Genomic DNA, 16,669 nt, shown 5'->3' on the forward strand with positions numbered 1-16,669 from the left:
CGGAGCAATCGGGTCCGCCCGCGCCCTCCCGCCGCGTGGCTACACCGTCGCGGGTTCCGGCTCCGCGGACTCCACGTCCTCGACGGTCTCCCGGTCGCGCTTCTCCCGGCGGACCAGGAACCACCAGCCGACCGGTACGGCCGCGGCGAACAGCCACCACTGGACGGCGTACGCGAAGTTCAGCGCGGCGTTCTCGTTGCCGGGCTTGCCGATCGGCTCCGGGGTGTCGTTCTTCGGCTCGGGAGTCTTCAGGACCACGTACCCGCCGAGCACCCGGGCGTCCAGGCGTTCGGCCTGCTGCTCGCTGTTGATGAGCATGATCTGCCGGTCCGGGAGACCTTCGAGGTCCTTGATACCGCTCGCCTCGGTCGTCTCGTCGGGCATCAGCCGGCCGGTGAGGGTCAGCTCGCCCCGGGGCGGTGCGGGGATCTTCGGGAACGCGGTCTGGCTCGGGCCGTCCGCGGGGATCCAGCCCCGGTTGACCAGCAGGACCTTGCCGTCGTTCAGCACGAACGGGGTCAGTACGTGGTAGCCGATGTTGTCGTCGCCGTCGGTGCGGCGGCGGACCACGACCTCGCGGTCCGTGTCGAAGCTGCCCTTCGCGGTGACGGTGCGGTACCGCTCACGCGTGGTGATCTTCTCGCCGGGCGCGGTCAGCGACTCCACGGGCACCGGTGACGCCTCGAGCGCGCGCGCGACCAGGTCGTTCCGGGCGGTGCGCTCCTCGTAGCGGTGCATCTGCCAGAAGCCCAGCTTGATCATCGTGGGGATGAGCAGCACGGCGAGCAGCGTGAGGATCACCCACTGGCGGGACAACAGGAAGCGGTACACCCCACGACGGTACAACTCGGTCGTGGGGCGTCACGCGGCGGGTACGGGCTCACGCCCGGCGGCTGTCCTCAGACCTTGTCGACGATCCCCGCCCTCCCCTCCGCGCGGGCGCAGTGGGCGCCGCAGAACCAGTGGCCGTCGACCTCGACACCCTGGCCGATGATCTGTACCCGGCAGTGCTCGCAGATCGGGGCCATCCGGTGGATCGCGCAGGAGAAGCAGTCGAAGACGTGCACCGCTCCCTGGGCGTGGACCTCGAAGGACATTCCGTAGTTGTTGCCGCAGACTTCACATGTCGCCATGCGCCACAGGGTGGGCCGTCGCCGCGAACGCGGGCCGGTGGGCGCCGGGCGAGTCGCCCGGAATCACCCGTCCGCACGGCCCCCGCGGCCCGCGCCCTCAGGGCTTGGCGTCCGCAGGTTCGACGTCCGCGAGCAGTTGCCCGAAGGCCGCCTCGTCCACCACCGGAGTCCCGAACTGGCGGGCCTTGACCACCTTGGAGGTGCCCGAGTCCGGGTCGTTGGTGACCAGCAGGCTGGTCAGCCGGGACAGGCTGGTCGCGACGTGCAGGCCCGCGTCGACGGCGCGGTCCTCCAGCAGGTCGCGCTCGACGGAGGTGTCACCCGAGAAGGCGACCCGCATGCCCTGCTTGAGTCGTTTGCCCTCTTCGTACCGGCCAGGGTTGGGATAGGGGCATGCGGGCCTTTTGCGGGCGGGGCGCCAACTGGTCGGCCGGTAGCTCCCGTAGCCCGCCTGCTGCCCGATCCGGGGCGCGGGCCGGTCCGACCACTCGGTCAGCGGCCGGCACTCGTGCAGCGGCAGCCGCACGTCCCCGGCCGCCGCGGCGAGCAGACTCGGCCGGAACGCCTCCGCCAGCACCCGCGCGTCGTCCAGCGCGTGGTGCGCCCGCTGCTGCACGACGCCGAAGTGCGCGGCCAGCGACTCCAGCCTGTGGTTGGGCAGCGGCAGGTCCAGTGCCTTGGACAGGGCGATGGTGCACAGGCGTTGACGCACCGGCGCCTCGCGCTCCGCGCGCGCGTACTCACGGGCGATCATCTGCCAGTCGAAGACCGCGTTGTGCGCGACGAGGACCCGCCCGTCGAGCCGGGCCGCGAACTCCTCGGCTACGTCCGGGAAGAGCGGTGCGTCCCGGAGCACGTCGCTGGTCAGACCGTGTATCCACACCGGGCCCGGATCGCGCTGCGGATTGACCAGGGTGTACCAGTGGTCCTCGACCTCGCCGCGGGCGTCCAGCCGGTAGACGGCCGCCGAGATGATGCGGTCGTCGCGGGCCAGGCCGGTGGTCTCCACGTCGACGACCGCGTAACCCTGGGGATACGCGGCCGGCCACGCCGTGGCGGACGGCGCTGCGGTCGTGCGGTCTTCGAGCATGGTCAATGAGGATACGGGCCCGGACCGACACTCCGGTCCCGCAGGGGCCCGCTGCCGTCAACGCCCGGGTGTCCGGGGAGCGTTGCGACACTCCGCTTGTGCCCTCGCCGACGCCCTCGCCGACGGGCTCACCAACGGATCGGCACCGGAAGGGCCGTCAGAAGCCCCGACACCGCCACCACCACGCCCAGCGCGACGACCTCCGCGCGCGCGGGGGAGCAGGCGGTCAGCGGGTCGGCCGCGCGGCTCAGCCGGATCCGGGCCCACAGCGCGAGAGCGGCGACGGCGGCCACCAGGAGCACCTTGGCCAGCAGGACCCGCCCGTAGGCGGTGTCCGTCAGCTGGTCCAGGATCGTGCCGGCCGGCATCCGGCGCAGCGAACTGCACACCCCGGTGGCCGTCAGGGCCGCCAGCAGAACGGCCGCCACGCGCGCGTAGAGCCCCAGCAGGGCCGGCCCCGCCTCCGTCGCCCCCCAGCGCCGCAGGGTCCGCAGAACGTAGAGCAGACCGCCCACCCACAGGGAGGCGCACGTCAGATGGACGAGGGTCAGCCCGGAGCCGAGCAGCGGGCTGTACTCGGTCGTGGGGTGCGCGCGGAGTGCGTCCGCGACGATCACCGCGGCCAGCGGCCACACCTGGAGCCCGGGCCGCCGTGAGGTCGCGCACAGCCAGGCCGCGAGGAATCCGTTGACCTCCAGCAGTGCGAGCTTGCCGTCACGGGACTCGTAGAGACCGCCGACGTCGATGTCGGCGACGGAGTCCGGCACCAGGTTGCCCGTGGCCACCACCGAGGCCAGCCCCAGCGCGGCTGCGAGACCGACGGCGGCCGCGTACGGCGACCAGCTGCGGGGCCGCTCCGGGGGAGCGCCGGGCAGCGACCGGGCCAGCCGGTTCGCGAAGAGTTCGCCGAGCGGAACGCTCAGCGCGGCGAAGAGCACCGCGCGCAGCAGGGCGATGCCACCGGTGCCGGGAGCCTCGGCCTCCCCGGTGCCGTGCAGCGCGGGGGAGGGGCCGAGCACGGGTATCAGCGCGCCCAGGGCCACCAGCACGAGTACGACGACCGTCCGGCCGGTGCCGGAGGGCCGTGAGTGGCGTCCGGTGTCGGTGGTCCGGAACGGGGGGCGTATCGAGGTCACCCCAGGATCTTCACCAAGTCACCAGATCCGGGCAAGTTCCGCCGGCGCCCTCACGAGTCCCGTGCCGTGTCGGTCGGGGGCGCGTCCTGCGGGTGGGACGCGGCCGACCACCACAGCCGCACCTCCTTGCGCACGTCCGTGGGGCGCAGCTCCCACCCCTGGGCGAGGGCGACTTCGGCGACGTACCGTCCGCCGACGCCGCGGTAGACGCGCCGCGGTATCTCGCACTCCACGGGCGGCCGCGCCTTCTTCCGCTCGCGCGGGGCGGAGGCCCGCTCGGTCCAGTTGCCCACGACCTTGTCGACCCGCGCCCGGTAGTAGGCGGCATCCCCCTCGTGCCGCAGCTCGGGCCACGTCACACACCAGGAACCCAGCCGGACGATGCCGTCGAGGACGTCGCCCGTGAACTTCACGTAGCCGCGTCCGAAGCCCTCACTGACCGCCGCGATCCCGTCGGCGAACAGGCCCACCACGAAGAGCACCACGGCGGCCGCCGGCCAGAGCACGCACAGCAGCGGGGCGACCAGCAGGGTCGCGACGAACCTCAGGGCCAGCGACCAGCGGGGGCGCACCGGTTCGGGCCCCCAGGCGGCGGGATCCTCGTACGTGTCCATGGCGAAGATACTGCCGCACGACGACGGGGGCGGCGGACCCGGTGGGAACCGGACCGCCGCCCCCGCATCACGCACGGGTACGCGTACCGGCTACCAGGTCACCGCGTCCAGCGCGTCGGCCATGCCCCAGCCGTAGAAGCCGTTGCGGTTCTTCGGGCCCTCGCACACCGCGTCGACCTTGCCGTCGCCGTCGATGTCGTACGGCTTGGTGCACGCCGTGGCGTCGGCCTCGGCGTACAGCAGGGCCTTCACCATGGCGGGGGAGGCGTGCGGGTGCGTCGACTTGATGAGGGCGGCGACGCCCGCGACGTGCGGCGAGGCCATCGACGTACCGGCCATGTAGCCCCACTTGCCGCCGGGCAGCGTGCCCAGGATCAGGCCGCTGGTGGCGGGCGGCTCCGGGGTCTGGTAGGCCGTCGAGTCGCCGCCGGGCGCGGCGATGTCGATGACGCCGAGGCCGTGGTTGGAGAAGGACGACTTGAGGCCCTTCGCACCGGTCGCCGCGACCGTCACGACACCAGGCAGCTGGGTCGGGATGTCCAGGCACTTCGACGGGTCGACGGTCCGGTCGCCGGGCGTGGTGTCGTTGGGCGAGGACGGGTCGGTGATCTCGTCGGAGCTGAGGTCGTAGTTCTCGTTGCCGGCCGCGGCGACGTTGACCGCGCCCTTCTTCTCCGCGTACCGGGAGGCCCGCGAGACGGCCTCGACGAGCGCCTTCTGGTCCGGGTCGTCCTTGCAGTTGAAGTACCACGGGTCGGTGTAATAGCTGTTGTTGGTCACGTCGACGCCGTGCTCGGCCGCCCACATGAAGCCGCAGACCACGGCCTCGGTGTAAAAGAAGCCGTCCGGGTTGGAGACCTTGATGCCGGCCACCTTCACCCCGGGTGCCACGCCGGTCATGCCGACGCCGTTCTTGGCGGCGGCTATCTCCCCGGCCACGTGGGTGCCGTGCGGGCTCTCCGCCGCGCTCGGCCGCCAGGCCCCGTCGGCGGTGTCCGGCTTGCCCGCCACGCAGTTGACCGACGCCTGCCGGTCGAAGTTCGGGGCGATGTCCGGGTGGGTGTCGTCCACACCGGTGTCGATGACGGCGACGGTCACCTTCTTGCTGCCCAGCGACTTCTCGTGCGCCTTGTCCGCCTTGATGGCGGGCAGGTCCCACTGGAGCGACTCCAGCGGGTCCTGGCCCGTGGCCTTCGCGGAGGCGGCCTCGGCGGCGGCCAGTTCCTCGCCGCCGAGCACCTGCGGCGCGCCCGTGTCCGTGGTGGCGGCCGAGGGCAGCGGCGCGGTGCGGGTGGCACCGGCCGACTGCACGCCGCGCACCTTGCGGACGGTCTTGGCGAAGTCGGGGTTGGCGGAGTGGACGACGATCACGCCGATCCGGTCGTACGACGTGACGATCGTGCCGCCCGCCTTGGCTATCGCCCGCCGCACGGTGGCCGACGGACGGTGCCCGGAGGCGACGTTGACGACGTAGCTGAGCGAGGTCGCGTCCGCCGCCGTCGAGGGCGCGGCCTCGGCCGCGGGGGTCGCGGCGGCCGGGGTGCCCGGCAGGAACGCGAGCGACGCGGCCACGGCCAGGCCCGCCGGAATCGCGAGGGCACGGCGGTGACGCGAGAGGGGAGCGGTCATGCGTGGTGTCTCCAGTCCGTCGGGAAAACTCGGGAAACGAGCCGGCGTCTGGAGCGCGGATCGCGCGCGAAACGCAGATGATCCATGGGTTCTCCACATCATCCGGCAGAACGGCACCTGCCCGGACACGGGTAATCGGGCAGGTACATGACGTAGTGGTGCAGGGTGAAGCTATCCCCCGAAGTCCCTGGCCAGCAATGACCCGCCGAGGACGACTTCGGAAAGTGCCACGGGTGTTGAACCGGTCCCCGCGGGGCGCCGTGTCGTTGGACAGGGAGCCCGAGCACGATCAGCCCCCTGCGAGAACACCGAGGTCCAAGCCGTCATGTCCGTCGTACGAGGAGACTCCGTGGCCACCGACGCACCGCCCCCCTCCAAAGAGGAGCCCCCCTCGCAAGAGGAACACCGACTCCCCTCCGCCGAGGAGTTCTCCGAAGTGCAGCAGAGCGCCGAGTTCGCCGAACTGCGCCGCTCCTTCCGCTCCTTCGCGTTCCCGCTGACCGTCGCCTTCGTCGCCTGGTACCTGCTCTACGTGCTGCTGTCGAACTACGCCGGCGGCTTCATGGGCACCAAGCTGTTCGGCAACATCAACGTCGCGTTCGTCTTCGGCATCGCCCAGTTCGTCACCACGTTCCTCATCGCCTGGTGGTACTCGCGGCACGCCGCCGCGAAGCTCGACCCCAAGGCCGAGGCCATCAAGACCCGGATGGAGGGCGGCGCATGAGCCCCGCACAGTCCGTTTTCGCCGCCGAGCTGGCCGCCAACGAGGCCAGCGAGCACCGGCCGCTCATCATCACGCTCTTCGCGGTCTTCGTCCTCGCCACGCTCGGCATCACCGTCTGGGCCGGCCGCCAGACCAAGGACGCGGCCGACTTCTACGCGGGCGGCCGCCAGTTCAGCGCCTTCCAGAACGGCCTCGCCGTCTCCGGCGACTACATGTCGGCGGCGTCCTTCCTCGGCATCGCCGGCGCCATCGCCCTCTTCGGCTACGACGGCTTCCTCTACTCCATCGGCTTCCTGGTCGCCTGGCTGGTCGCCCTGCTCCTGGTCGCCGAGCCGCTCAGGAACTCCGGCCGCTACACGATGGGCGACGTCCTCGCCTACCGCATGCGCCAGCGCCCGGTGCGCACCGCCGCCGGCACCTCCACGATCGTCGTCTCGATCTTCTACCTGCTGGCCCAGATGGCGGGCGCGGGCATCCTGGTCTCGCTGCTGCTCGGCATCACCTCCGACGCGGGCAAGATCCTCATCGTCGCCCTCGTCGGCATCCTGATGATCGTGTACGTCACCATCGGCGGCATGAAGGGCACCACCTGGGTCCAGATGGTCAAGGCCGTGCTGCTGATCGGCGGCACCATCCTGATCACCTTCCTGGTGCTGCTGAAGTTCGACTTCAACATCTCCGACCTGCTCGGCAAGGCCGCCGAGAACAGCGGCGCCGGCTCCGCCTTCCTGGAGCCCGGCCTCCAGTACGGCGCGAACGGCACCTCCAAGCTCGACTTCATCTCCCTGGGCATCGCCCTGGTGCTCGGCACCGCCGGCCTGCCGCACATCCTGATCCGCTTCTACACGGTGCCCAACGCCAAGGCCGCCCGTAAGTCGGTGAACTGGGCCATCGGCATCATCGGCGCCTTCTACCTGATGACCATCGCCCTCGGCTTCGGCGCCGCGGCGCTCGTCGGCAAGGACGAGATCATCGCGTCCAACCCGTCCGGCAACACGGCGGCGCCCCTGCTCGCGCTGCACGTCGGCGGCGTCGACTCGGCCTGGGGCGCGATCCTGCTCGCCACGATCTCGGCGGTGGCCTTCGCGACCATCCTCGCCGTGGTCGCGGGCCTCACCCTCGCCTCGTCCTCGTCCTTCGCGCACGACATCTACGCCAACGTCATCCGCAAGGGCCAGGCCACCGAGAAGGAGGAGATGCGGGCGGCCCGCTGGGCGACCGTCTTCATCGGCATCGTCTCCATCGCGCTCGGCGCCCTCGCCCGGGACCTGAACGTGGCCGGCCTGGTCGCCCTGGCCTTCGCGGTCGCCGCGTCCGCCAACCTGCCGACCATCCTCTACAGCCTCTTCTGGAAGAGGTTCACCACCCAGGGGGCCCTGTGGTCGATCTACGGCGGCCTGATCGTCGCCGTCGGCCTGGTGCTGTTCTCGCCCGTCGTCTCCGGCGACCCGAAGGCGATGTTCCCGGACGTCGACTTCGCCTGGTTCCCGCTGAAGAACCCGGGCATCATCTCGATCCCGTTCGGCTTCCTGATGGGCTGGCTCGGCACGGTCCTGTCGAAGGAGGAGCCCGACAAGGCGAAGTACGCGGAGCTGGAGGTCCGGTCCCTGACCGGCACCGGAGCCCACTGACCGCCCCCGCCCGACCGGTACCGGCGCGGCCGCTCGTAGATCCCTACGACGCGGCCGCGTCGCGCGTCGTGGGTTCGCTCCGATGTCGATGTCCGACCGGTCACGTAGGCTCGACGGTGTCGGAGGAGAGAAGTGCTCCGCCGATCCGCGTCGAGGGAGGGGGCCCACGTGCTCATCGACACCTACGGCCGAGTGGCCACCGACCTGAGGGTCTCGCTCACCGACCGCTGCAACCTGCGCTGCACCTACTGCATGCCCGAAGAGGGCCTGCAGTGGCTCGCCAAGCCCGACCTGCTCACGGACGACGAGATCGTCCGCCTCATCGACATCGCGGTCACCTCCCTCGGTATCGAGGAGGTCCGCTTCACCGGCGGCGAGCCGCTGCTGCGCCCCGGCCTGGTCGGCATCGTCGAGCGCGTGGCGGCTCTGGAGCCCCGCCCCCAGATGTCGCTCACGACCAACGGCATCGGCCTCAGGCGCACGGCCACGGCCCTGAAGGCGGCGGGCCTGGACCGGGTCAACGTCTCGCTGGACACCCTGCGCCCCGACGTCTTCAAGACCCTCACCCGCCGGGACCGCCACAAGGACGTCCTGGAGGGCCTGGCGGCCGCCCGCGAGGCCGGACTCACCCCGGTCAAGGTCAACAGCGTCCTGATGCCGGGGCTCAACGACGACGAGGCCCCCGACCTGCTCGCCTGGGCCGTCGAGCACGACTACGAACTGCGCTTCATCGAGCAGATGCCGCTGGACGCCCAGCACGGCTGGAAGCGCGAGGGCATGGTCACCGCCGGTGACATCCTGACCTCCCTGCGGACCCGCTTCGAGCTGACCGCCGAGGGCTCCGAGGAGCGCGGCTCGGCCCCCGCCGAACGCTGGCTGGTGGACGGCGGCCCGCACCGGGTCGGCGTCATCGCCTCCGTCACCCGCCCGTTCTGCTCGGCCTGCGACCGCACCCGCCTGACCGCCGACGGCCAGGTGCGCACCTGCCTGTTCGCCACCGAGGAGACCGACCTGCGCGCGGCCCTGCGCTCCGACGCCCCAGACGAGGAGATCGCCCGCATCTGGCGCCTGGCCATGTGGGGCAAGAAGGCGGGCGCGGGCCTCGACGACCCGACCTTCGTCCAGCCCGACCGCCCGATGTCGGCGATCGGGGGCTAGGACCGGGGCCCTTACGGCCTGCCGGAGTCCTCCGGGGCTTCCCACTCGGCGAGCGGGACCACGTCCTTCAGGAAGTTCCGCACCCCGAGGAACTGGGACAGGTGCTCGCGGTGCTCGTCGCACGCGATCCACGTCTTGCGGCGCTCCGGAGTGTGGACCTTCGGGTTGTTCCACGCCAGCACCCACACGGCGGGGGTGCGGCAGCCCTTGGCGGAGCAGATCGGGGTGGTTTCGTCACTCACGGTTTCGTCTCACAGATCCACGCACAGGGCCCGCACACAAGGCGACGCCGAGCAGCCACGGGGGGAGCTGCCCGGCGTCGGTCCGTCGCTCCGACGGGGGATGCGGAGCGCGTACGAAGTATGTCACGGCTCACCCATGGCCCGGCACCGGAACAACACGATTCATCTGAGCATTTCTTCGGCCTGGCGCGGAATCGACGCCGCCGCGCAGGGGGCGCGGCGGTCACGGTCGGCCGTGCGGCTCACCGGCCGCACCCGGCCCCGGATCGGCGGTCGCGCCCTCCGGGACGGATTCCGCCGCGCCGCTCCCGGCCCGCGGCGGCATGATCATCGGCGGGGTCGGCGCCGTCACGAACGTCGACGGCAGGGATGGCGCGTTCTCGCGCCCGGCGTTGGCGATCACGACCGCGATGTACGGCAGGGCGGCACCGAGGACCAGGGCCACGATCGCCACGTGCCGTTCCACGTTCCACAGGCAGACCGCGAGGATCACCGAGGCCGTACGGATCGACATCGAGATGATGTACCGCCGCTGCCGCCCGCGCACGTCCTCCTGGAGGCCCGTCCGGGCCCCGGTGATCCGGAACACCTCGGCACTGCCGCCGGCACTCTGCTTCCGCATCTGCTTCCACCATCCGCCCGCATCGGACTCTCCCCGCCCCGCTCTCGTCCGCGGCCGCTCGGGGACTCCGGTCCCGGACAACTCACCACGTTACGCCGCGCCTGCGCCGCTCACGAGACCGGGGCACCCCCGGTCCGGCCGTACCGGGTGCGCCTTCCGGCCGGGCGCCGGTCCCCCGTTCGGCCGTACGCGGCATGCGCCGTACGCCGTACGCCCGAACACTGGTGGCATTGCTCGCGTAGAGCCGGACGAGGAGGCAGCCATGGGCTGGTTGTGGGCGATCATCGTGGGATTCGTGCTGGGCCTGATCGCCAAGGCGATCATTCCCGGCAAGCAGCACATGCCGCTGTGGCTGACCACCATCTGCGGCATGATCGGCGCGATCATCGGCAACGCGATCGCCCGCGCGGCCGGCGTCGAGGCGACGGCCGGCATCGACTGGTGGCGGCACCTGTTCCAGCTGGTGGCGGCGATCATCGTGGTCGGCCTCGGCGACGCGGCCTACGCGTCAGTACGCGGCAACAGGCGACGCGAACGGGCCTGACCCCGCCCCGGACCCACCCCGTACGGCGAAGGGGCGTGCGCCGGCCGCCGCATGGCTGCCGGAGCACGCCCCTCGCGCGTGCGCCCGCTCAGGCGCCGGTGACCTCCACCGCGGCCAGGTTCTTCTTGCCGCGGCGCAGCACCAGCCAGCGCCCGTGCAGCAGGTCCTCCTTGGCGGGGACGGCGTCCTCGCCGCTGACCTTGGCGTTGTTCACGTAGGCGCCGCCCTCCTTCACCGTGCGGCGCGCGGCGGACTTGCTGGCCACCAGGCCCACCTCGGCGAACAGGTCGACGACCGGGGCCGGCTCGGCGACCCGGACGTGCGGCAGCTCGGAGAGGGCCGCGGCCAGCGTCGCCTCGTCCAGCTCCGCCAGCTCGCCCTGACCGAAGAGGGCCTTGGACGCGGCGATCACGGCGGCCGTCTGCCCGGCACCGTGCACCAGCGTCGTCAGCTCCTCGGCCAGCGCACGCTGCGCGGCCCGCGCCTGCGGACGCTCCTCGGTCTGCCGCTCCAGCTCCTCCAGCTCCTCGCGGGAGCGGAAGGACAGGATGCGCATGTACGTCGAGATGTCCCGGTCGTCCACGTTCAGCCAGAACTGGTAGAACGCGTACGGCGTCGTCATCTCCGGGTCGAGCCAGACGGCGCCGCCCTCGGTCTTGCCGAACTTGGTGCCGTCCGCCTTGGTCATCAGCGGCGTCGCGTAGGCGTGCACGGACGCGTCCGGCTCCAGGCGGTGCAGCAGGTCGAGACCGGCCGTGAGGTTGCCCCACTGGTCGCTGCCGCCCTGCTGCATCGTGCAGCCGTACCTCCGGTAGAGCTGGAGGAAGTCCATCGCCTGGAGCAGCTGGTAGCTGAACTCCGTGTAGCTGATCCCCTCGGAGGACTCCAGGCGCCGGGCGACGGAGTCCTTGGTCAGCATCTTGTTGACCCGGAAGTGCTTGCCGATGTCCCGCAGGAACTCGATCGCCGACAGGCCCTCGGTCCAGTCGAGGTTGTTGACCATCACCGCGGCGTTCTCGCCCTCGAAGGACAGGAACGGCTCGATCTGGCCGCGCAGCCGCTGGACCCAGCCCGCGACGGTCTCCGGCGAGTTCAGCGTGCGCTCCGCGGTCGGGCGCGGGTCGCCGATCTGGCCCGTGGCCCCGCCGACCAGCGCCAGCGGCCGGTGTCCGGCCTGCTGGAGCCGGCGCACGGTGAGCACCTGCACCAGGTGCCCCACGTGCAGGGACGGCGCGGTCGGGTCGAAACCGCAATAGAACGTGACGGGACCGTCCGCGAGCGCCTTGCGCAAAGCGTCCTCGTCGGTGGACTGGGCGAACAGCCCGCGCCACTTCAGCTCGTCGACGATGTCCGTCACGGTTCTCGTGTCTCCTTGAGTGGTCTCGCGAAATCAGGTACGAGGTTATACGCCCTGGCTGACAGAGCTCATATTGAAATCGGGGACCCGCAGCGCCGGCATCGCGGCCCTGGTGAACCAGTCGCCCCACTCCCTGGGCAGCGTCTTCTCCGTCCGCCCCGCCTCCGAGGCCCGCCCCAGCAGGCCCACCGGCGACTCGTTGAACCGGAAGTTGTTCACCTCGCCGACGACCTCGCCGTGCTCGACGAGGTAGACGCCGTCCCGGGTCAGCCCGGTCAGCAGCAGCGTCGCCGGGTCGACCTCGCGGATGTACCAGAGGCAGGTCAGCAGCAGCCCGCGCTCCGTGTTCGCGACCATCTCGTCCAGGGACCGGTCGGGGTCGCCGCCGTCCAGGATCAGGTTGCCGATCGCGGGCGCCACCGGCAGCCCGGTCAGCCCGGCGCTGTGCCGGGTGGTCGTCAGCCGGTGCAGCTCGCCGTCCCGGATCCAGTCGGTCGCCGCCACCGGCAGCCCGTTGTCGAACACCGACTGGTCGCCGCCCGACGAGTGCGCGACCACGAACGGCGCGCTCTCCAGCCCCGGCTCGTGCGGATCACTGCGCAGCGTCAGCGGCAGTGTGCCCAGCCGCTCGCCGACCCGGGTGCCGCCGGGCTTGGAGAACACCGTGCGCCCCTCGACCGCGTCCCGTCCGGAGGCCGACCAGTACTGGTAGATCAGCAGGTCCGCGACCGCGGTGGGCGGCAGCAGCGTCTCGTACCGTCCCGCGGGCAGCTCCACCCGGCGCTCGGCCCAGCCCAGCCGTACGGCCAGCTCGGCGTCGAGGGCCGCCGGGTCGACGTCCTTGAAGTCCCGCGTAGCCCGCCCCGCCCACGCCGACCGGGTACGGTCCGGCGACTTGGCGTTCAGCTCCAGCGTCCCGTTCGGCTGGTCGTGCCGCAGCCGGAGCCCCGTCGAGGTGCCGACGTAGGTCGAGGTCATCTCGTGGTTCGCGAACCCGTACAGCTCCCGGCCGCCCGCACGCGCGCGGGCGAACGCCTCGCCGAGCGCCGGCGCGAAGTCGGCGAACACCGCGGACGAGGTCTCGGCGGGCGCGTCGGTGAAGTCCGGCGCCGCCGCCCCGCCCGTGACCAGCGGCTGCGCGTCCTCGGCCGGACCGGCATTCCGCGCGGCGGCCTCGGCGGCCCGCACCAGGGGCTCCAGCTCGTCCAGGGTCACGGCCGAGCGCGACACCACCCCGGACGCCGTGCCCTCGCGCCCGTCCACGGTGGCGACGACGGTCAGCGTGCGCCCGCGCGTGACACCGTTGGTGGTCAGCGCGTTGCCCGCCCAGCGCAGGTTGGCGGTGGACTCCTCGTCGGCGATGACGACGCACCCGTCCGCCCGGGACAGCTCCAGCGCCCGCTCGACGGCCTCGTGCGGCTTGCTGCTGCGGACGCTCATCGACCGGCCTCCTGCGTGGTGTTCAGAATGTTGACTCCCTTGAAGAGGGCGGACGGGCAGCCGTGCGAGACGGCCGCGACCTGGCCCGGCTGGGCCTTGCCGCAGTTGAAGGCGCCGCCCAGGACGTACGTCTGCGGGCCGCCGACGGCCGCCATCGACCCCCAGAAGTCGGTGGTCGTCGCCTGGTACGCCACGTCCCGCAGCTGACCGGCGAGCCGCCCGTTCTCGATCCGGAAGAACCGCTGACCGGTGAACTGGAAGTTGTAGCGCTGCATGTCGATGGACCAGGACCGGTCCCCGACGACGTAGATCCCGCGGTCGACGCCCCCGATCAGGTCCTCGGTCGACAGCCCGCCCGGATCCGGCAGCAGCGACACGTTGGCCATCCGCTGCACCGGCACGTGCGCGGGGGAGTCGGCGTAGGCGCACCCGTTGGACCGCTCGAAGCCGGTGAGCCGCGCGATCCGCCGGTCGAGCTGGTAGCCCACCAGCGTGCCGTCCTTGACCAGGTCCCAGGACTGCCCCTCGACGCCCTCGTCGTCGTACCCGACGGTCGCCAGGCCGTGCTCGGCGGTGCGGTCGCCGGTGACGTTCATCAGCTCGGAGCCGTAGCGCAACTTGCCGAGCTGGTCGAAGGTGGCGAAGGAGGTGCCGGCGTAGGCGGCCTCGTAGCCGAGGGCGCGGTCCAGCTCGGTGGCGTGGCCGATGGACTCGTGGATGGTCAGCCACAGGTTCGACGGGTCGACGACCAGGTCGTACAGGCCCGCCTCGACGCTCGGCGCCCGCATCTTCTCGGCGAGCAGCTCCGGGATCTCGGCCAGCTCGGAATCCCAGTCCCAGCCGGTGCCGGTCAGATACTCCCAGCCCCGTCCGGCGGGCGGCGCCAGCGTGCGCATGGAGTCGAACTCGCCGCTGGAGTCGTCCACCGACACGGCGGTGAGCACCGGGTGCAGCCGCACCCGCTGCTGCGTCGTCACGGTCCCGGCGGTGTCGGCGTAGAACTTGTTCTCGTGCACGGTGAGCAGCGAGGCGTCCACGTGGTCGACCCCGTCGGCCGCCAGCAGCCGCGCGCTCCAGTCGGCCAGCAGGGCGGCCTTCTCCGCGTCCGGCACGGCGAAGGGGTCGATCTCGTACGCCGAGATCCAGGTCTTGTCGGCGTGCACGGGCTCACCGGCCAGCTCGACCCTCTCGTCCGACCCGGCCGCCTTGATCACCTGCGCCGACAGCTTCGCCATCGCCACCGCCTGCGAGGCGACCCTGGCGGCCGCGTCCAGGGTGAGGTCCACGCCGGACGCGAAACCCCACGTGCCGCCGTGCACCACCCGCACCGCGTACCCGAGGTCGGTGGTGTCCGAGGACCCGGCGGGCCTGGCGTCCCTGAGCCGCCAGGACGCGTTGCGCACCCGCTCGAGGCGGAAGTCGGCGTGCTCCGCGCCGAGCGCACGCGCACGGGCGAGGGCTGCGTCGGCGAGGGCGCGTAGGGGGAGTGCCGTGAAGGCTTGGTCGATGCTGTGAGGCACCTGCGTCTCTTTCTGTCGGCGTGACCGGTCGTCTGCCGCGACACCGGGGGCTGCGCCGCATCATGTCGCGTCGGCCGTCCGGCGACCACACCTTTCCCACCGCGCCCGGCACGGTTCTGTAGGGACCCGACAGACAGCCCCGTAAGCCACTGTGGGTGCCCGAGTCTCTGAGCGAGTCGGGGGACCGATAGATTTTCGAGGAAGCCGCCTGCTGTCGCCGTCCGCCGTACGGGTGACCGGGCGGGTGCGCCAGACCGCTATCGAAAGGGTGATCCGATGAGCCGCTCGGTTCTCGTCACCGGAGGAAACCGGGGCATCGGCCTCGCCATCGCCCGCGCTTTCGCCGACGCCGGCGACAAGGTCGCGATCACGTACCGCTCGGGTGAGCCGCCGGAGGGCTTCCTGGCCGTCAAGTGCGACATCACCGACACCGAGCAGGTGGAGCAGGCCTACAAGGAGATCGAGGAGACGCACGGTCCGGTCGAGGTCCTGATCGCCAACGCCGGCGTCACCAAGGACCAGCTCCTGATGCGCATGTCGGAGGAGGACTTCACCTCCGTCGTCGAAACCAACCTCACCGGCACCTTCCGCGTGGTCAAGCGCGCCAACCGCGCCATGCTGCGCGCCAAGAAGGGCCGCGTCGTCCTCATCTCGTCGGTGGTCGGGCTGCTCGGCTCCGCGGGCCAGGCGAACTACGCCGCCTCCAAGGCCGGCCTGGTCGGCTTCGCGCGCTCCCTCGCCCGTGAGCTGGGGTCGCGCAACATCACCTTCAACGTCGTCGCGCCGGGCTTCGTCGACACCGACATGACCAAGGTGCTCACCGACGAGCAGCGGGCGAACATCGTGTCGCAGGTGCCGCTGGGGCGGTACGCGCGGCCCGAGGAGATCGCCGCGACGGTGCGGTTCCTCGCCTCGGACGACGCCTCGTACATCACTGGAGCCGTCATTCCCGTTGACGGCGGACTGGGAATGGGTCACTGATCACCATGAGCGGAATCCTCGAGGGCAAGCGCGTCCTGATCACCGGTGTGCTGATGGAGTCCTCCATCGCCTTCCACGCCGCGAAGCTGGCCCAGGAGCAGGGCGCCGAGATCATCCTGACCGCCTTCCCGCGGCCGACGCTGACCGAGCGCATCGCCAAGAAGCTGCCCAAGCCCACCAAGGTCATCGAGCTGGACGTCACCAACGACGAGCACCTCGCCCGGCTCGCCGACGTCGTCGGCGAGGAGCTGGGCGGCCTCGACGGTGTCGTGCACTCCATCGGCTTCGCGCCGCAGGACGCGCTCGGCGGCAACTTCCTGAACACGCCGTTCGAGTCGGTCGCCACGGCCATGCACGTCTCGGCGTACTCCCTGAAGTCGCTGACCATGGCCTGCATGCCGCTGATGCAGAACGGCGGTTCGGTCGTCGGCCTCACCTTCGACGCGCAGTACGCCTGGCCGCAGTACGACTGGATGGGCCCGGCCAAGGCCGCGCTGGAGGCCACCAGCCGCTACATGGCCCGTGACCTGGGCAAGCAGAACATCCGCTGCAACCTGGTCTCGGCGGGCCCGATCGGGTCCATGGCCGCCAAGTCCATCCCGGGGTTCAGCGACCTCGCCGCCGTGTGGGACAGCCGTTCCCCGCTGGAGTGGGACCTGAAGGACCCGGAGCCGGCCGGCCGCGGCATCGTCGCGCTGCTGAGCGACTGGTTCCCGAAGACCACGGGCGAGATCATCCACGTCGACGGCGGGCTGCACGCCATCGGCGCCTGAGAAGACGCCACGCCCGAGGGCCCGCATCCCGTACGGGGTGCGGGCCCTCGCGTCGTCACGCAGGCGTGCGGTCCG

17 protein-coding genes are annotated in these 16,669 nt (G+C 71.4%); 6 read left to right on the forward strand and 11 right to left on the reverse strand.

The features are described 5' to 3' along the window. Positions 1 to 39: 39 nt before the first annotated feature. The 6 genes from Sru02f_RS09855 to Sru02f_RS09880 all read right to left on the reverse strand — a co-directional run bounded on the left by Sru02f_RS09855 (position 40) and on the right by Sru02f_RS09880 (position 5,602). Positions 40 to 831, reverse strand: a complete 792-nt coding sequence (locus Sru02f_RS09855; protein WP_109032045.1) for an SURF1 family cytochrome oxidase biogenesis protein — start codon at positions 829 to 831, stop codon at positions 40 to 42. Between the two features lie 68 nt (positions 832 to 899). Beyond that, on the reverse strand, positions 900 to 1,133 hold the full coding sequence (locus tag Sru02f_RS09860) for a hypothetical protein (protein WP_051777537.1): 234 nt from the start codon (positions 1,131 to 1,133) through the stop codon (positions 900 to 902). 97 nt (positions 1,134 to 1,230) lie between these two features. Beyond that, complete coding sequence (locus tag Sru02f_RS09865; RefSeq protein ID WP_109032046.1) at positions 1,231 to 2,223, reverse strand: DEDDh family exonuclease; 993 nt, start codon at positions 2,221 to 2,223, stop codon at positions 1,231 to 1,233. A gap of 128 nt (positions 2,224 to 2,351) precedes the next feature. Beyond that, a complete protein-coding gene (locus tag Sru02f_RS09870) occupies positions 2,352 to 3,359 on the reverse strand; it encodes a CopD family protein (protein WP_109032047.1) in 1,008 nt (335 codons plus the stop codon). 50 nt (positions 3,360 to 3,409) lie between these two features. Next, on the reverse strand, positions 3,410 to 3,973 hold the full coding sequence (locus tag Sru02f_RS09875; RefSeq protein ID WP_167469532.1) for a hypothetical protein: 564 nt from the start codon (positions 3,971 to 3,973) through the stop codon (positions 3,410 to 3,412). A 90-nt stretch (positions 3,974 to 4,063) separates the two neighbouring features. Beyond that, positions 4,064 to 5,602 carry a S8 family serine peptidase gene (locus Sru02f_RS09880; protein WP_109032049.1) on the reverse strand — a complete coding sequence of 513 codons (1,539 nt, stop codon included), beginning with the start codon at positions 5,600 to 5,602 and terminating at the stop codon, positions 4,064 to 4,066. A 349-nt stretch (positions 5,603 to 5,951) separates the two neighbouring features. Here Sru02f_RS09880 and Sru02f_RS09885 point away from each other — a divergent pair, with 349 nt between their 5' ends. The 3 genes from Sru02f_RS09885 to moaA all read left to right on the forward strand — a co-directional run bounded on the left by Sru02f_RS09885 (position 5,952) and on the right by moaA (position 9,115). Then, positions 5,952 to 6,326: a DUF485 domain-containing protein gene (locus tag Sru02f_RS09885; RefSeq protein WP_003976999.1), complete on the forward strand. Its 375-nt coding sequence runs from the start codon at positions 5,952 to 5,954 to the stop codon at positions 6,324 to 6,326. Further along, positions 6,323 to 7,957 carry a solute symporter family protein gene (locus Sru02f_RS09890; protein ID WP_109032050.1) on the forward strand — a complete coding sequence of 545 codons (1,635 nt, stop codon included), beginning with the start codon at positions 6,323 to 6,325 and terminating at the stop codon, positions 7,955 to 7,957. The genes Sru02f_RS09885 and Sru02f_RS09890 overlap by 4 nt, the downstream gene beginning before the upstream one ends. A gap of 168 nt (positions 7,958 to 8,125) precedes the next feature. Continuing rightward, entirely contained in the window at positions 8,126 to 9,115 is a 990-nt protein-coding gene (moaA, locus tag Sru02f_RS09895) for a GTP 3',8-cyclase MoaA (RefSeq protein ID WP_016325915.1), read from the forward strand. Between the two features lie 11 nt (positions 9,116 to 9,126). Here moaA and Sru02f_RS09900 read toward each other — a convergent pair whose 3' ends face one another. Beyond that, positions 9,127 to 9,357 carry a hypothetical protein gene (locus tag Sru02f_RS09900; RefSeq protein ID WP_109032051.1) on the reverse strand — a complete coding sequence of 77 codons (231 nt, stop codon included), beginning with the start codon at positions 9,355 to 9,357 and terminating at the stop codon, positions 9,127 to 9,129. 223 nt (positions 9,358 to 9,580) lie between these two features. After that, positions 9,581 to 9,979, reverse strand: a complete 399-nt coding sequence (locus Sru02f_RS09905) for a DUF3099 domain-containing protein (RefSeq protein ID WP_174855079.1) — start codon at positions 9,977 to 9,979, stop codon at positions 9,581 to 9,583. 262 nt (positions 9,980 to 10,241) lie between these two features. Here Sru02f_RS09905 and Sru02f_RS09910 point away from each other — a divergent pair, with 262 nt between their 5' ends. Further along, on the forward strand, positions 10,242 to 10,523 hold the full coding sequence (locus Sru02f_RS09910) for a GlsB/YeaQ/YmgE family stress response membrane protein (RefSeq protein ID WP_003977004.1): 282 nt from the start codon (positions 10,242 to 10,244) through the stop codon (positions 10,521 to 10,523). Between the two features lie 88 nt (positions 10,524 to 10,611). On the opposite strand, the gene tyrS is transcribed toward Sru02f_RS09910, so the two are convergent. Genes tyrS through Sru02f_RS09925 form a run of 3 tightly spaced genes read right to left on the reverse strand, consistent with a single transcriptional unit; the run spans position 10,612 to position 14,840 of the window. Further along, complete coding sequence (gene tyrS, locus Sru02f_RS09915; RefSeq protein ID WP_109032053.1) at positions 10,612 to 11,880, reverse strand: tyrosine--tRNA ligase; 1,269 nt, start codon at positions 11,878 to 11,880, stop codon at positions 10,612 to 10,614. A 45-nt stretch (positions 11,881 to 11,925) separates the two neighbouring features. Then, entirely contained in the window at positions 11,926 to 13,320 is a 1,395-nt protein-coding gene (locus Sru02f_RS09920; RefSeq protein WP_109032054.1) for a metallopeptidase TldD-related protein, read from the reverse strand. After that, a complete protein-coding gene (locus tag Sru02f_RS09925; protein ID WP_109032055.1) occupies positions 13,317 to 14,840 on the reverse strand; it encodes a TldD/PmbA family protein in 1,524 nt (507 codons plus the stop codon). The genes Sru02f_RS09920 and Sru02f_RS09925 overlap by 4 nt, the downstream gene beginning before the upstream one ends. Positions 14,841 to 15,116: 276 nt before the next feature. On the opposite strand from Sru02f_RS09925, the gene fabG reads away from it, so the two are divergent. Further along, on the forward strand, positions 15,117 to 15,821 hold the full coding sequence (gene fabG, locus Sru02f_RS09930) for a 3-oxoacyl-[acyl-carrier-protein] reductase (RefSeq protein ID WP_003977008.1): 705 nt from the start codon (positions 15,117 to 15,119) through the stop codon (positions 15,819 to 15,821). 5 nt (positions 15,822 to 15,826) lie between these two features. Then, complete coding sequence (fabI, locus tag Sru02f_RS09935) at positions 15,827 to 16,594, forward strand: enoyl-ACP reductase FabI (protein ID WP_003977009.1); 768 nt, start codon at positions 15,827 to 15,829, stop codon at positions 16,592 to 16,594. Positions 16,595 to 16,669: the final 75 nt, after the last annotated feature.

The organism is Streptomyces rubrogriseus, assembly GCF_027947575.1.
In the GTDB taxonomy this organism is placed as follows: domain Bacteria; phylum Actinomycetota; class Actinomycetes; order Streptomycetales; family Streptomycetaceae; genus Streptomyces; species Streptomyces rubrogriseus.

Bases quoted from the DNA above. Each gene is read 5' to 3' on its own strand.
- Sru02f_RS09860 (WP_051777537.1), bottom strand. From the start codon at position 1,133: ATGGCGACATGTGAAGTCTGCGGCAACAACTACGGAATGTCCTTCGAG.
- fabG (WP_003977008.1), top strand. From the start codon at position 15,117: ATGAGCCGCTCGGTTCTCGTCACCGGAGGAAACCGGGGCATCGGCCTC.
- fabI (WP_003977009.1), top strand. From the start codon at position 15,827: ATGAGCGGAATCCTCGAGGGCAAGCGCGTCCTGATCACCGGTGTGCTG.
- Sru02f_RS09905 (WP_174855079.1), bottom strand. From the start codon at position 9,979: ATGCGGAAGCAGAGTGCCGGCGGCAGTGCCGAGGTGTTCCGGATCACC.
- Sru02f_RS09890 (WP_109032050.1), top strand. From the start codon at position 6,323: ATGAGCCCCGCACAGTCCGTTTTCGCCGCCGAGCTGGCCGCCAACGAG.
- Sru02f_RS09920 (WP_109032054.1), bottom strand. From the start codon at position 13,320: ATGAGCGTCCGCAGCAGCAAGCCGCACGAGGCCGTCGAGCGGGCGCTG.
- Sru02f_RS09880 (WP_109032049.1), bottom strand. From the start codon at position 5,602: ATGACCGCTCCCCTCTCGCGTCACCGCCGTGCCCTCGCGATTCCGGCG.
- Sru02f_RS09910 (WP_003977004.1), top strand. From the start codon at position 10,242: ATGGGCTGGTTGTGGGCGATCATCGTGGGATTCGTGCTGGGCCTGATC.
- Sru02f_RS09865 (WP_109032046.1), bottom strand. From the start codon at position 2,223: ATGCTCGAAGACCGCACGACCGCAGCGCCGTCCGCCACGGCGTGGCCG.
- Sru02f_RS09875 (WP_167469532.1), bottom strand. From the start codon at position 3,973: ATGGACACGTACGAGGATCCCGCCGCCTGGGGGCCCGAACCGGTGCGC.